This window comes from Modestobacter roseus, from assembly GCF_007994135.1.
Lineage (GTDB): Bacteria > Actinomycetota > Actinomycetes > Mycobacteriales > Geodermatophilaceae > Modestobacter > Modestobacter roseus.
The window spans coordinates 4391628-4405833 of the sequence record NZ_VLKF01000001.1 but is presented as its reverse complement, the minus strand read 5'-3'; the positions used below and the strand labels follow the sequence as shown (position 1 = coordinate 4405833).

Here is a 14206-nt window from a genome sequence, read left to right as displayed (position 1 = left end):
GCGGCCCGCTCCGCCCAGGACGTAGCGTGGACCGGATGTCTCCGGACCAGCCGCCCGCCACGCTCGCCGCCTGGCTGCGCACCCGCACCGACGAGCAGCTGGGCGCCCTGCTGGCCGCCCGGCCCGACGTGGCGCGCCCGGCGCCCTCCGACGTCGTCGGGTTGGCGACCCGGCTGGCGGTGCCGGTCTCGGTCGACCGGGCCCTCGACGAGCTGGACGCCGCCACGCTCCAGGTGCTCGACGCGGTGCTGCTCTCCCCCACCGACGGCGTCCCGCGGGCCGAGCTGCCCGGTCTGCTGCCCGGCGTGCCCGCCGACGTGGTCGACGCCGCGGTGGAGGAGCTGACCACCCGGGCGCTGCTGTGGGGCGACGCCGACCTGCACGCGCCGGAGCCGGTCCGCCGGGCGGTGCGCTACCCGGCCGGGCTGGGCCGGCGGGCGACCGACCTGCGGGTGCCGCTGCCGCGCGACCTGGCGGCCGCCCTCGCCGGCCTGGACGACGACGAGCGTGCGGTGCTGGAGCGGCTCGCCGGTGACCGCCCGGTCGGGCACCTGCCCGACACCACCGCCGGCGGGCCGCCCTCCCCCGCCCGCCGGCTGCTGCAGCAGGGCCTGCTCGCCCGGATCGACGCGGTCAACGTCGAGCTCCCGCGCGAGATCGGGCTGCTGCTGCGCGGGGACGCGCCGCTCGGCCCGCCCCGGCTCCGCCCGGAGCCCCGGGTCGCCGAGCGCGACGCCACCGTCGTCGACCGGCAGGCCGCCGGCGCCGCGCTGGAGGTGCTGGGCCGGGTCGCCGACCTGCTCACCGCGCTGGAGGAGGAGCCGGCCGGGTTGCTGCGCAGCGGCGGGCTGGGGGTGCGCGACCAGAAGCGGCTGGCCAAGGAGCTGCGCATCGGCGAGGCCGACGTCGCCGTCCTGATCGAGCTCGCGCACGTGGCCGGGCTGCTGGACGTCGGCGGGGCGCAGCGCGACGAGTGGCTGCCCACCCGGCTCTACGACGCCTGGCGCGAGCAGGACCTCCCCGACCGGTGGGCGTCGCTGGCCGGCGGCTGGCTGGCCAGCACCCGGCTGATCTCGCTGGTCGGGCAGCGCGACGTGGCCGGCAAGGCGGTCAACGTGCTCTCCCCCGACGTCGTCCGGCAGACCGCCCCGGTGCTGCGGCGCTCGGCGCTGGCCGTGCTGGCCGAGTTCCCGCCCGGGCGCGGCCTGGTCGCCGACGAGCTCGTCGCGCTGCTGCGCTGGCGCACCCCGCGGCGGGCCGACCGGCTGGCGCCGGTGCCGGCCCTGCTGGCCGAGGCCGAACGCCTGGGCATCGCCGTGGGTGGGGTGCTGAGCACCGCGGGGCGGGGCCTGCTCACCGGCGGGGAGGACGCCGCCGGTGACGGCATGCGCGGGCTGCTGCCCGAGCCGCTGGACCACGTGCTCGCCCAGCCGGACCTGTCGCTGATCGCCCCCGGCCCGCTGGTCGCCGAGCTGGCCGCGACGCTCGCCGTCGTCGCCGACGTGGAGTCCTCCGGCGGTGCCACCGTCTACCGGGTCAGCGACGGCAGCATCCGCCGCGCGCTGGACGCCGGTTGGTCGGCCACCGACCTGCACGACCTCTTCACCCGGGTCTCGCGCACCCCGGTGCCGCAGGCGCTGGACTACCTCGTCGACGACGTCGCCCGCCAGCACGGGCGGCTGCGGGTCGGCGCCATCGAGTGCTACGTGCGCTCCGACGACCATGGCCTGGTGTCCCAGGTGCTCAGCGACCGGCGGACGGCGAACGCCGAGCTCCGCCGGCTCGCACCGGGTGTGCTGGTCAGCGGGCTGCCCCCGGAGGAGGTGCTCACCGTGCTGCGCGCGGCGGGCTACGCCCCGGCCGGGGAGAACGCCGGGGGCGCGGTGCTGACCCGGCCGGCCCAGCCGCCGCGCGCGGCCGGCCGCCGGCCCGGCGGCTCCGCACCGGTGGCGCCCCGCCCGATGTCCGCCGACGACGTCGCGGCGACCGTGCGCGAGATCCGCGCCGGCGACGCCGCGCTCGCCGCCCGCCGCACCGAGCCGGTGCGCCAGGTGCCCGGGGTGACGACGGCGGGCACGCTGGAGCTGCTGTCCCAGGCGGTGCGCGACGGCGTGCCGGTGTGGCTCGGCTACGTCGACGCGCAGGGGTCGGGCAGCCAGCGGATGGTGCAGCCGGTGTCGCTGGCCGGGGGCTTCCTGCAGGGGTTCGACGAGGGCCGCGGGGAGACCCGCACGTTCGCCGTCCACCGGATCACCTCGGTGGCGCTGGCCCAGCCGGGCTGACCAGCCGCACCGCACCTGGTTCCGCTGACCGCCTCGGGACGGGATGATCTTCCGATCGCCCGGTGTTGCGCGAGACAGTTGGCGAGTGCAACCGGCCTGTCCGGTTGCGTGCGGAGGCGAGGAGCGTGGTCATGGCGGGACGCCCGACGGTCGCGGACCGGCTGGCAGCAGCGCTGGGTGCGGTGCTGGGGACGACGGAGCTGCCGCTGCGGCTGCGCGGCTGGGACGGCTCGCTGGCCGGCCCGCCCGGTGCGCCGGTGGTCGCCGTCCGGTCCCGGAAGGCGCTGCGCCGGCTGCTCTGGTCGCCCGGTCAGCTCGGGCTGGGCCGCGGCTACGTCGCCGGGGAGATCGACGTCGAGGGCGACGTCTTCGCCACCTTCGCCGCGCTGAGCTCCGCCGGCCGGCTCGCCGAGACCGGACCGATGGCCGCCCCGACCGTGCGTGAGCGGCTGGACCTGCTGGGCACGGCGCTGCGGCTGGGTGCGATCGGCCCGGAGCCCGCACCCCCGGCCGAGGAGGCCGACCTGGGCCGGGTCGGCCGGCGCCACTCCCGGGCCCGGGACGCCGCCGCGATCAGCCACCACTACGACGTCGGCAACGACTTCTACGAGCTGGTGCTCGGCCCGTCGATGGTCTACTCCTGCGCGGTCTGGGAGTCCGCCTCCGGGGATCTGGTCGCCGACCTGGAGGCCGCCCAGGAGGCGAAGCTCGACCTGGTCTGCCGCAAGCTCGGGCTGCAGCCGGGGATGCGGCTGCTCGACGTGGGCTGCGGGTGGGGGTCCATGGCGATCCACGCCGCCCAGCGCTACGGCGTCGACGTCGTCGGCATCACGCTGTCGGAGGAGCAGGCCCGGCTGGCGCGCAAGCGGGCCGCCGAGGCCGGGTTGACCGACCGGATCGACATCCGGGTGCAGGACTACCGGACGGTCGACGACGGGCCGTTCGACGCGATCAGCTCCATCGGCATGTCCGAGCACGTCGGCCGGGAGCAGCTGCCCACCTACGTGCGCACGCTGGCCGCGCTCCTGGCCCCGGGTGCGCGGCTGCTCAACCACGCCATCGCCTGGAACGCCGGCACGACCACCTGGAGCCGCGACAGCTTCATCGCCCGCTACGTCTTCCCCGACGGCGAGCTGCTGGGGCTGACCGAGACGGTCGGCGCCCTGGAGGCCGGCGGCCTGGAGGTGCTCGACGTCGAGGCGCTGCGCCGGCACTACGCGCTCACCCTGCGCGCGTGGGTGCAGCGGCTCGAGACCCACTGGGACGCCGCCGTCGCCGCGACCACCGAGGGCCGGGCCCGGGTGTGGCGGCTGTACATGGCCGCCAGCGCGCTCGCGTTCGAGAAGGGCGACATGGGGATCAACCAGGTGCTCGTGCAGAAGCCCGGCGGCGCCGAGCCGCCGCTGCGCCGCACCGACTGGGTCTGAGGGCGTGCCGGGGCCCGGCCCGAGCATCCAGCAGCGGCTGGTGCCCGAGCTGACCTGCTTCGGCTGCGGCCCGGCCAACCCGCGCGGGCTCCGGCTGGCCAGCTTCGCCACCGGCGACGGCGTCGTCGCCGAGTTCACGCCCTGGCCGGAGCACGACAACGGGCTCGGGTACCTCAACGGCGGCATCATCTCGACGCTGCTGGACTGCCACAGCGCGGCCGCGGTGCTGCACGAGGCCGACCTGCGTGGCTGGGGGCCGCTGCCCGGAGCGACGCTGCCCTACGTCACCGCCGGCCTCGACGTCCGCTTCCTGCGCCCGGCGCCGCTCGCCGAGCCGGTGACGCTGCGGGCGGTGGTCACCGGCGCGGACGAGGCGGCGATGACCGTCGACGTCGAGCTGGTGTGGGACGGCAGGCCGCGAGCCGCCGGCGTCGCGCACTGGAAGCGCTGGCGGCCGCGCGCCTGACCCGGTCAGCCGTGGTGCCCGGCGCCGTCCCGGTCACCCGTGGTGGACGGCCTCCACGTTGTGCCCGTCGAGGTCGCGCAGGAAGACCGCGTAGTAGCCGGGGTGGTACTCGGGCCACTCACGCGGGGCGTGCAGCACCTCGACCCCGGCGGCGACGGCGGCCTCGTGCACCGCGTCGACGGCGCTCCGGTCGGGCGCACGCAGGGCGATGTGCGCCTCCCGGGTCTCGCCCGCGGGCGCGGGGCTCAGCCAGAGGTCCGGCACCCCGTCGGGCCCGCACAGGCCGACGACCGCCGACTCCCCGGCCGGGAAGCGCACCGCCTCGCGCAGGCCGATGGGCGCGAACGCCCGCACGTAGAACGCCGCGGCCGCCTCGACGTCGGCGACCTGGATCCCCAGGTGGTCGAGCATGGCCGGGACCGTAGCGCCGCAGACCGCCCGCTTGGCAGGCTCTCCGCACGGCCGCTCCGGAACTGTCGTACCTCGTACGTATGTTCGGGTGCATGACGACGGCGACCGCGGAGCCACCCCCGCTCGGGTTGCCGTGGTCGCCGTCGCGGCTGGACATCGTCTGGGTCGGCGCTGAGCGGCCCCGAGAGCTGTCGTCCTGGTCGGATGAGCAGCTGGCTGCCCGGTTGCAGGGTGTGCAGCGGCAACGGGCGATCGCCGCCGCGGAGGAGGCGGAGCTGATCCTGGCGCTGGCCGGGCAGCGGCCCGCCGCGGCGGATCCGGCGCCGGATCACCCGGGTGCCCGGCGGGCGGGGTGGACGGCGCAGCCGGGCGACGGTGAGGTGAGTGAGTTCTGCACCGCGGAGCTGGCCACCGTGCTCAACGTGGGCCGCGGCACCGCGGCGAAGCGGCTCACGCGGGCGCTGGTGTGGCGGGACAAGCTGCCGGCGACCTTCGCCGCGCTGAAGGCCGGGGAGCTGGACGAACGCCGGGCGGCCGAGCTGGCGGAGAAGCTGGAGCACGCGCCCGCCGACGTCGCCGGCCGGGTCGAGGACGCGCTGCTCGGCGAGGCCAGGGACGTGTCGGTGACCGGGCTGGGCAAGCGGGCCACCGAACTCCTGCTGCGCTTCGACGCCGCAGCCGCCGAGGAGGCACGGGCGGAGGCGACGAAGACCGCTGATGTGCACCTGTATCCCTCTGCCGTCGACGGGCATGCGGTGCTGGCGGTGGACCTGCCCGCTGAGGTGGCCGCCGCCAGCCACGACCTCATCGACCAGCTCGCGCAGATGCTCAAGGCCGACGGGGACGAGCGGCCCATCGGCCAGCTGCGCACGCTCGTGCACACCGCGCTGGTCCTCCACCCGGCCGACAACGGGCTGCCGCTGGTGGCGGCGAACCTGACGATCACCGCCGCGCTGGAAGCCCTGGAGGGCGGGAGCACGCCGGGTGAGGTCAACGGGCTGGTGATCACCGCCGCGCACCTGCGTGACCTGCTGGCCCGCCTCGGGGCCCTCGGCCTCACTGCGCCCGACGGCGGGTCGCTGACCTATGCGATCACCGGCCCGGACGGCGAGTTGCTGGCCACGTTGACCCCCGCCGAACTGGCGCGGCTCGCGAAGCGTGGCTGCTCCGAGCACCCGGCGGGCGACTGCGGTTGTGCACTGACCGGCCCGCCGCCGGCGACCGACAGGTACCGGCCCACCGAGCGGCAGCGGGCGTTCGTCACCGCCCGGGACCGGCGCTGCCGGTTCCCCAACTGCGGGCAACGCGTCGGCGCCAACGACATCGACCACGTCATCGCCCACGCCTGCGGCGGGGCCACCGACTGCGCCAACCTCTGCTGCCTGTGCCGCAGCCATCACCGACTCAAGACCCACGCCCGCGGCTGGCGGTTCGTCATGGCCCCCGACGGCACCCTGCAGGTCACCACCCCGTCCGGCGTCACCCGCACCACCCGACCACCCGGGGTGCGACCACCCCCGGCGCGCCCGCCCGGCGAACCGCCACGCGCCGAAGCCGAACCTCCTCCACCCGAACCGGCCGACGACCCACCGCCCTTCTGACCACGAGCACAGCCGACACGGCGACACCACAGGTCGCCATGTCGAGCTGTCGCCGTGTCGACGCAGATCACTCCGGCCGGGAGCGCTCGAGCCGGAAGGGCCTGCCCCCGACCGGCGTTACCGTGGTCAGTCCGGCGTGCGTGCTGCGCCGCTGTCTCCGAGCAAAGGAACCCCCGCGTGAGCGACGGCCCCCTCATCGTCCAGTCGGACAAGACCCTGCTGCTGGAGGTCGACCACGCGCTGGCGAAGGAGTGCCGGGCGGCGATCGCGCCGTTCGCCGAGCTCGAGCGCTCCCCCGAGCACGTGCACACCTACCGGGTCACCCCGCTGGCGCTGTGGAACGCCCGCGCCGCCGGCCACGACGCCGAGCAGGTCGTGGATGCGCTGGTCCGGTACTCGCGCTACCCGGTGCCACACGCCCTGCTGGTCGACATCGCCGACACGATGGACCGCTACGGCCGCCTGACGCTGGCCAACAACCCGGTGCACGGGCTCGTGCTCACCAGCACCGACAAGGCCGTGCTGGAGGAGGTCGTCCGCAGCAAGCGGGTCGCCCCGATGCTCGGCCAGCGCATCGACGCCGACTCCATCGTCGTCCACCCCTCCGAGCGCGGCCGGCTCAAGCAGGCCCTGCTCAAGGTCGGCTGGCCGGCCGAGGACCTCGCCGGCTACGTCGACGGCCAGGCGCACCCGATCTTCCTCGACCAGGACGGCTGGAACCTCCGCGACTACCAGCAGGAGGCCGTCGAGGGCTTCTGGGCCGGCGGCTCGGGCGTCGTCGTCCTGCCCTGTGGCGCCGGCAAGACGCTGGTCGGTGCCGCGGCGATGGCCGAGGCGAAGGCGACCACGCTGATCCTGGTCACCAACACCGTCTCCGGCCGGCAGTGGAAGCGCGAGCTGATCGCCCGCACCTCGCTGACCGAGGAGGAGATCGGCGAGTACTCCGGCGAGCGCAAGGAGATCCGGCCGGTCACCATCGCCACCTACCAGGTGATCACCACCCGCCGGAACGGCGAGTACCGGCACCTGGACCTCTTCGACGCACAGGACTGGGGCCTGATCGTGTACGACGAGGTCCACCTGCTCCCCGCGCCCATCTTCCGGCTCACCGCCGACCTGCAGTCCCGCCGCCGGCTGGGGCTCACCGCCACGCTGGTCCGCGAGGACGGCCGGGAGGACGACGTCTTCTCCTTGATCGGCCCCAAGCGGTACGACGCCCCGTGGCGGGACATCGAGGCGCAGGGCTACATCGCCCCGGCCGAGTGCATCGAGGTGCGGGTCAGCCTCGACGACGAGGAGCGGATGACCTACGCGGTCGCCGAGCCCGAGGAGCGGTACCGGATCGCGGCCACCGCCCACTCGAAGCTGCCGGTGATCCGCCGGGTCCTCGAGCGGCACCCCGACGAGCAGAAGCTCGTCATCGGCGCCTACCTCGACCAGCTCGACGAACTGGGCGCGGCGCTCGACGCCCCGGTGATCCAGGGGTCGACGACCAACAAGGAACGCGAGCGGCTGTTCCAGGCGTTCCGCACCGGCGAGATCAAGACCCTGGTCGTCTCCAAGGTCGCGAACTTCTCCATCGACCTGCCCGAGGCCGCCGTCGCCGTCCAGGTGTCGGGCACCTTCGGGTCACGGCAGGAGGAGGCCCAGCGCCTCGGCCGGGTGCTGCGTCCCAAGGCCGACGGCCGGCAGGCGCACTTCTACACCGTGGTCAGCCGCGACACCCTCGACAGCGAGTACGCCGCCCACCGGCAGCGCTTCCTCGCCGAGCAGGGCTACGCGTACACGATCGTCGACGCCGCCGACCTGGCCGGCCCGGGTGAGGTCAACGGACCCGACTGGGCCGACCAGCCCGCCGATTGAGGAGCGGCGGGCCGGCGCACCCGTCCCACTGGCCTTGACCCGGCCCGCCCGGTGCCGATCAGCACCAGGTGACGCAGTTCCTCGTGCAGATGGCCGGGTGCATCGTGTTCGGCATCGCGGTGGCGTGGTGGCAGGGCTGGCGCGCTCGTCGCGCCACGACCCAGCTGCACGAACAGGGCGTCAGTTCCCTTCCTGCCCGTGTGACCCGTGAGGGGGGACGGCCGCGCGCCGGCCGCGTCCTCCTAACCGCCGGCCAGGCGACGTGGACCGCTCGTCGGGGCGGGACGCGGATCGACCTCACCGGCGCCCACCTGCTGTCCGTGGCGGAGGCCACCGGCTGGCAGGCGCGGTTCGGGGACGTCGTGGTGCGGCTGAGCCTGCACCGTGGCGGCACCGTCGAGGTGCGGATGGACGGCGACCTCGCCGACGTCCTCCTCGACGCGCTCCTGACCCCACCCGCAGGCGACCGGGCGGCGCCGCCGCTCCTGGAGCCGCCGGACGACGTGCCCGAACCGGCCCTCCGCCCGCCGGGCCGCGCCTGGTGGGGGTGGGCCCTGGTCGGGGCAGCCGCCCTGTGGCTCGCGTACTGCGCCTCCATGTTCCTCACCGGCTACTCCACGACGGTCACCGTGACCGGGGGCGACGGCGAGGGCTTCTGCGACGTCGTGTGGGGAGACCCCTCGGGGCGACCACAGCAGGGCGAGGCCGACTGTGCGGACGAGCCGGCCGGCACCACCCTGGACGTCCGGGTCACCGGCTGGCCGGACCCGGGTGACCCGACCACGCCCGGCCTGTTCGTCACGATCGCGCTGATGTTCGCCGTCCCGGCCGGCGCGGCCGGGGTCGCTCGCCTCGGATACCTGCGGAGCCGTCGGCGCGAGTGGCTGCTGGCCACCAGCGCACCCGCCGACACGCGCGCGCCGGCGGTCATGCCGCTCGCCGCCCTCACCGAGCAGGACGTCCACCCCGGGCCCGGCCGGGCAGCGGTCGAGGTGCTGACCAGGCTGGCCCCGTACGCGGCCCTCCAGGTGCCGCCCAGCGCCTGGTCCCGGCCGGACGCACCGGACGGCGCCCGGACGCCCGTGCCGGCCAGCCGCTTCCTCGCGCGCATCTGGGTCCCGGCCCTGGTCCTCGCGTTCGTGCTCGCGCTGACCTGGCCCTGGCCCTACCGCTGGCTGGTGCTGCAGACCTCCGAGACGGCCCCCGTCGCCGCCACCAGCACCGGCCGGATCGCCACCGACCCCGCCGGGCCGTTCCCGGGCGAGGTGACCGTCACCTTCCGGCTGCCCGACGGCACGGAGCAACGGGCGGACGTGACGACCGGGTCAGACCTCCCCGACGGCGAGCAGGTGCGCGTCCGGTACGCCGTCGAGTCCCCTCGCTGGGCCCGGCTGGACGGGGAGGCAGACGACCTGGACACCGGCGCGGCGGTCGCGGCACTCGCGTCGGTCGCCACGCTGGGAACGGCGGGGTGGCGCGTCCACACGCTGGCCCGCTGGCGGCGGCGGGTGCGGCAGGCCGCGGACACGGCGCCCCGGCCAGCCCTCGGCCTCCTCACGGCCGACGCCGACGGCGACCCGTTGCTGCTGCTCACCGATCCGCTGGTGGTTCCGACGGAGTTCACCGCCGTCCCGCTGGCCCGGCCACTGCCGCACGACGCCGTGACGCGGCTGCGGCCGGGGACACAGCTCTCGGTGCACGGCGGGCTCGGCCACGGGGCGGCCGTCGTCGTCCGTGTGCCCGGGATCGAGGCGCCGCTGCTGCCCACCGCCCCGGCCGTGGACCTCCCACCGTTCGTGCTGCTGGACCTGCTGGACCCGGCCCATGCTTGGGCCCGCGACCAGGAGGAGCCGGACGCGCCCGACCCGGTCGACGGGCACGCCCACTGACCCGGCGTCAGCTCCGGAGCACGCCGGCCAGCCGGGCCATGCCCTCGGCGATCCGCTCCGGGGTGTGCGTGGTGAACGACAGCCGGAGCGTCGACCGGTCCGGCGTCCCGGCGTAGAACGCCGCCCCGGGCACGAAGGCGACGTCGGCGGCGAGCGCCGACGGCAGCAGCTCGGCGGTGTCCACGTCGCCGGGCAGCCGCGCCCAGACGAACATCCCGCCGTCCGGCTCGTTCCAGCTGCTTCCCGCCGGCAGCGTGCCCGGCAGCGCGGCCACCATCGCGTCCCGGCGCTGCCGGTACGCCCGGCGCAGCGTCTGCAGGTGCGTCTCGACGTCGGCGGCGGCGAACCAGGCCGCCGCGGCCGCCTGGTCGACCGTCGAGGTGTGCAGGTCGGCCGCCTGCTTGGCCACGGTCAGCGCCGGCAGCAGCCGTGACGGCGCCCGGAGCCAGCCCAACCGCAGCCCGGGAGCGGCGATCTTCGAGAAGCTGCCCAGGTGGACGACGTGCTCGTCGGCCCCCGGCTGGGCGGCCAGCGGCGGAACGTCCGCACCCCGGTACCGCAGCTCCCCGTAGGGGTCGTCCTCCACCAGCCAGACGCCGTGCCGGGCCGTCAGCTCGACGACCTCGGCGCGGCGGTGCTCGGGCATCGTGCGGCCGGTCGGGTTGGCGAAGGTGGGCACCAGGTAGACCAGCGCCGGCTGCTCCCGCCGGATCGTCTCCGCCAGCGCCGCCGGGTCCATGCCGTGCTCGTCGGTGGCGACCGGGACCACCCGGGCCCCGGCCAGCTGGAAGCACTGCAGCGCGGCCAGGTAGGTCGGGTCCTCGACCAGCACGACGGCGCCGGGGTCGAGCAGCGCCGCGGCCACCAGGTTCAGCGCCTGCTGCGACCCCGAGGTGACCAGCAGGTCGTCGACCGAGCTGAGCATCCCGCGGGCGGTCAGCCGGGCGGCCACCCGCGCGCGCAGCTGGCGGTCGCCCTCCGTCGGGGCGTACTGCAGCGCACGGCGGGCGTACGGACCCCACAGCACGCTGTCGTAGGCGGCCCGGACGCCGTCGAGGTCGAACAGCTCGGGCGCGGGCAGGCCCCCGGCGAAGGAGATGACGCCCGGCCGGTCGAGCAGCGCGAGCAGCTCGCGGACCGGGGAGCTGGCGACCCCGGTGAGCCGCTGGGCCAGCGGCGGCAGGGTGCGGGACAGGACGGCAGCGGACACGAGGACTCCAGGAGGCAACACGGGATGGGGATGGGCAGCGCCGAACAGCGGGGGGTGTCCCGCTGGGGACCGGGCCGATCGGGCCTCCTGGTCGAGGGGCCGTCCACCAGCGTACGTCGCGCGGAGCGGCCGCGTCGGCGTGGTTGCACGACGCAGCGGCTTCGCCGAGCCGGATCGACCGGGCACTCGCGCGGGGAACTCGTCCGCGAGCGCGCTCCCCCGGGCCTCTGCCGAGGGACGAGGCGGCCGCCCCTGACCCCGGGTGGGAGCGGTGTGACGGGAGGGTCCGCCCCGGGGATGAGGATGACCACACCTTGGGCCCTTGACAGGATGAACGTGCAGGTCAGCGGGCTGAGGACCGGCGCGTATACGTCGGGGCGGCGGTGGCGCGCCGGAGGCACCCCGTTGGGCGTGTTGCCCGACCGCCGTCCAGAATGACTCCCGACATGGCGACTGCAACACAGGCGGCGGCCCGGGCCCCGCAGACGACCAGCCGACCGCTCCGGGCCTGGCAGCAGGCCGCTCTCGGCAAGTACGAGGAGGAGTCCCCGAAGGACTTCCTGGTCACCGCGACCCCGGGCGCGGGGAAGACCACCTTCGCGCTGACCCTGGCCGCCCGGCTGCTCGCCAAGCGCGAGGTCGCCCGGGTGATCGTGGTCTGCCCGACCGACCACCTGCGCCTGCAGTGGGCCGACGCGGCCGACGCGATGGGCATCGTGCTCGACCCCAACCTGACCAACGCCGTCGGCCCGGTGCGCGCCGGCACCCAGGGCTACGTGACCACCTACGCACAGGTGGCCGGCAAGCCGATGCTGCACGCGGCCCGGGCCACCACGGTCAAGACGCTGGTGATCCTGGACGAGGTGCACCACGCCGGCGACGGCCTCTCCTGGGGCGAGGCGGTCGAGGAGGCCTACGGCCGCGCGGCCCGCCGGCTCTGCCTGACCGGGACGCCGTTCCGCACCAAGGCCGACGAGCGCATCCCGTTCGTGAAGTACGTGGAGGACGGCTTCGAGGGCCAGGGCGGCCTGATGTCGACGGCCGACTTCACCTACGGCTACAAGGAAGCGCTGGCCGACAACGTCGTCCGGCCCGTCGTGTTCGCCGCGTACACCGGCACGTCCCGCTGGCGGAACTCCGCCGGCGAGGTGGTCGCCGCGTCGCTGTCCGAGGCCGGCACCCGCTCGGTTGAGATGCAGGCCTGGCGCACCGCGCTGGACCCCAAGGGCCAGTGGGTGCCGCACGTGATCGCCGCGATGGACGACCGGATCACCCACCTCCGCGAGGAGGGCGGCATGCCCGACGCCGCCGGGCTGGTGCTGGCCAGCGACCAGGACGACGCCCGCGAGTACGCCAAGATCGTGCGCCGGGTGACCGGGAAGGCGCCGGAGCTGATCCTCTCCGACGACCCGAAGGCGTCGAAGAAGATCGAGAAGTTCAACAAGGGCGGCGCCCGGATCGCGGTCTGCGTGCGGATGGTCTCCGAGGGCGTCGACGTGCCCCGCGCCGCCGTCCTGGCCTGGATGACCTCCTACCGGACGCCGCTGTTCTTCGCCCAGGCCGTCGGTCGCGTCGTCCGCGCCCGGACGCCGCACGAGTCGGCGACGGTGTTCCTCCCCGCGGTGCGCCCGCTGCTGTCGCTGGCCGCCTCCATGGAAGAGCAGCGCAACCACGTCATGCCGCCGCCGAAGAGCCAGCCCGACGAGGAGCTGGAGGCGCTCGACCTGCCGCCGCGCGAGCCGCGGGAGGGCGAGATGCAGCAGTGGGAGGCGCTGGAGGCCGACGCGCGGTTCGCGCACGTGCTGTCCAGCGGGACGGCGCACACCGGCGCAGGCACTGCTGTGGTGGAGCCGCTCGAGGCCGAGGCGGAGGACTTCCTCGGCATCCCCGGCCTGCTCACCGCCGCGCAGACCGCCGAGCTGCTCGCCAAGCGGGACGACGAACTCCGCGCCCGGATCGCCGCCTCGCACCGCAACGGGGACGACGACGGCTTCATGGTCGTCGAGGACCACCCGGAGGAAGAGGAGGCCGGCCGCTCCTGGCGCGACGCCACCGACCTGCGCCGGGAGATCAACCGCCTGGTCAACCGGATCGCGGCGAAGACCTCACAGCCGCAGGCCGTGGTGCACACCCAGCTGCGCCAGTCGGTGCCCGGTCCCCCGTCGGCGTCCGCGTCGGTCGACGTCCTCCGCGCCCGCCGCGAGCGCCTCCGCACCATGCTCTAACGCTCAGCCCGCCGCCTGCGCAGCCGAGCATTAGCGGCTAGGCGGCACAGTCACAGGTGGTTGATCACGAAGGTGCCGGCCAGGAGCAGCGCACCGAGCGCCAGCGCCACCGTGAGGCCTGCGACGCGCAGGTGGGTCACCACGCTCGCCTCGTCTTCGGCAGCTGGATCCGGGAAGCGACTCCGGAACTCCGCAATGCGTGCCGCCGCCCGGGCGGAGCGAGGGTACTTCGCCCAATCACCGAGCAGGGACTGCCCGTGGGCCACGGACCTGATGGTCCGCCCTGAATGCAGCGTGATGCGCAGACCCTGACTCGAGTCGACGTCGGCGATGGCGGTCGCCGGTATACGGCGCACCAGTAGAGGACCGATGACGTCGATGTGGCCCGTGCGGTCACCCACGATCATGCAGGTTGCCAGCAGGTAGAAGCTCATCTCCAGGAACCCGAGCGGCGTCGTGACGCTGAGGAGATCCCCCACGGGCGCGCTCGGGGGCGGCGCGATCCAGGCTCACGCGGCGACGAAGGCCGCGATGGTCGCGAACACGAGGAAGGCGAGCATCGGCATGCCCCACCGGCCGAGCACCGTTGGAGAACCCTCCTCACGTGATGAGCCCGGGAATCGGACATCACTCACCACGGCTCCGTCCCTATCTCCTCGCGCATTGACTGCCATTTCAGGTGGGCATCCCGCACTCCAGCCCCAGGCCGCGCTGCACACCCAGCTGTGCCAGTCGGAGCCCAGCCCCCGTCGGCGTCCGCCTCGGTCGACGTCCTCCGCGCCCGCCGCGAACGCCTTCGCACGATGCTCTGAATCGAGCCCCAGTCGTCTGC

11 protein-coding genes are annotated in these 14206 nt (G+C 75.1%); 7 read left to right on the top strand and 4 right to left on the bottom strand.

What is annotated here, in order from left to right:
- Positions 1–35 precede the first annotated feature (35 nt).
- The 3 genes from JD78_RS21055 (at position 36) to JD78_RS21045 (ending at position 4175) form a co-directional block, all read left to right on the top strand.
- Complete coding sequence (locus JD78_RS21055) at positions 36–2282, top strand: helicase C-terminal domain-containing protein (protein WP_153357920.1); 2247 nt, start codon at positions 36–38, stop codon at positions 2280–2282.
- 131 nt (positions 2283–2413) lie between these two features.
- A complete protein-coding gene (locus JD78_RS21050; RefSeq protein ID WP_166521388.1) occupies positions 2414–3709 on the top strand; it encodes an SAM-dependent methyltransferase in 1296 nt (431 codons plus the stop codon).
- A 4-nt stretch (positions 3710–3713) separates the two neighbouring features.
- Positions 3714–4175: a PaaI family thioesterase gene (locus JD78_RS21045; protein ID WP_166521387.1), complete on the top strand. Its 462-nt coding sequence runs from the start codon at positions 3714–3716 to the stop codon at positions 4173–4175.
- 33 nt (positions 4176–4208) lie between these two features.
- On the opposite strand, the gene JD78_RS21040 is transcribed toward JD78_RS21045, so the two are convergent.
- Positions 4209–4586: a VOC family protein gene (locus JD78_RS21040; RefSeq protein ID WP_153362634.1), complete on the bottom strand. Its 378-nt coding sequence runs from the start codon at positions 4584–4586 to the stop codon at positions 4209–4211.
- Positions 4587–4678: 92 nt separating this feature from the next.
- Here JD78_RS21040 and JD78_RS21035 point away from each other — a divergent pair, with 92 nt between their 5' ends.
- The 3 genes from JD78_RS21035 (at position 4679) to JD78_RS21025 (ending at position 9939) form a co-directional block, all read left to right on the top strand.
- The gene (locus JD78_RS21035) at positions 4679–6187 is read left to right on the top strand and encodes an HNH endonuclease signature motif containing protein (RefSeq protein ID WP_166521386.1); all 1509 of its coding nucleotides are present in this window, start codon (positions 4679–4681) and stop codon (positions 6185–6187) included.
- Between the two features lie 177 nt (positions 6188–6364).
- Entirely contained in the window at positions 6365–8050 is a 1686-nt protein-coding gene (locus tag JD78_RS21030) for a DNA repair helicase XPB (protein ID WP_153362233.1), read from the top strand.
- Positions 8051–8118: 68 nt separating this feature from the next.
- Positions 8119–9939, top strand: a complete 1821-nt coding sequence (locus JD78_RS21025) for a hypothetical protein (protein ID WP_153362232.1) — start codon at positions 8119–8121, stop codon at positions 9937–9939.
- A 7-nt stretch (positions 9940–9946) separates the two neighbouring features.
- On the opposite strand, the gene JD78_RS21020 is transcribed toward JD78_RS21025, so the two are convergent.
- Positions 9947–11149 (bottom strand): aminotransferase-like domain-containing protein, encoded by a 1203-nt coding sequence (locus tag JD78_RS21020; protein WP_153362231.1) that lies wholly within the window; start codon positions 11147–11149, stop codon positions 9947–9949.
- A 446-nt stretch (positions 11150–11595) separates the two neighbouring features.
- On the opposite strand from JD78_RS21020, the gene JD78_RS21015 reads away from it, so the two are divergent.
- Positions 11596–13374: a DEAD/DEAH box helicase gene (locus tag JD78_RS21015; protein ID WP_153362230.1), complete on the top strand. Its 1779-nt coding sequence runs from the start codon at positions 11596–11598 to the stop codon at positions 13372–13374.
- A 50-nt stretch (positions 13375–13424) separates the two neighbouring features.
- Here JD78_RS21015 and JD78_RS21010 read toward each other — a convergent pair whose 3' ends face one another.
- Together JD78_RS21010 and JD78_RS22730 are read right to left on the bottom strand one after the other, a co-directional pair.
- Positions 13425–13808, bottom strand: coding sequence for a hypothetical protein (locus JD78_RS21010; protein WP_153362229.1), 384 nt, complete (start codon positions 13806–13808; stop codon positions 13425–13427).
- A gap of 75 nt (positions 13809–13883) precedes the next feature.
- Complete coding sequence (locus JD78_RS22730) at positions 13884–14009, bottom strand: hypothetical protein (RefSeq protein ID WP_267128579.1); 126 nt, start codon at positions 14007–14009, stop codon at positions 13884–13886.
- Between the last annotated feature and the right edge of the window lie 197 nt (positions 14010–14206).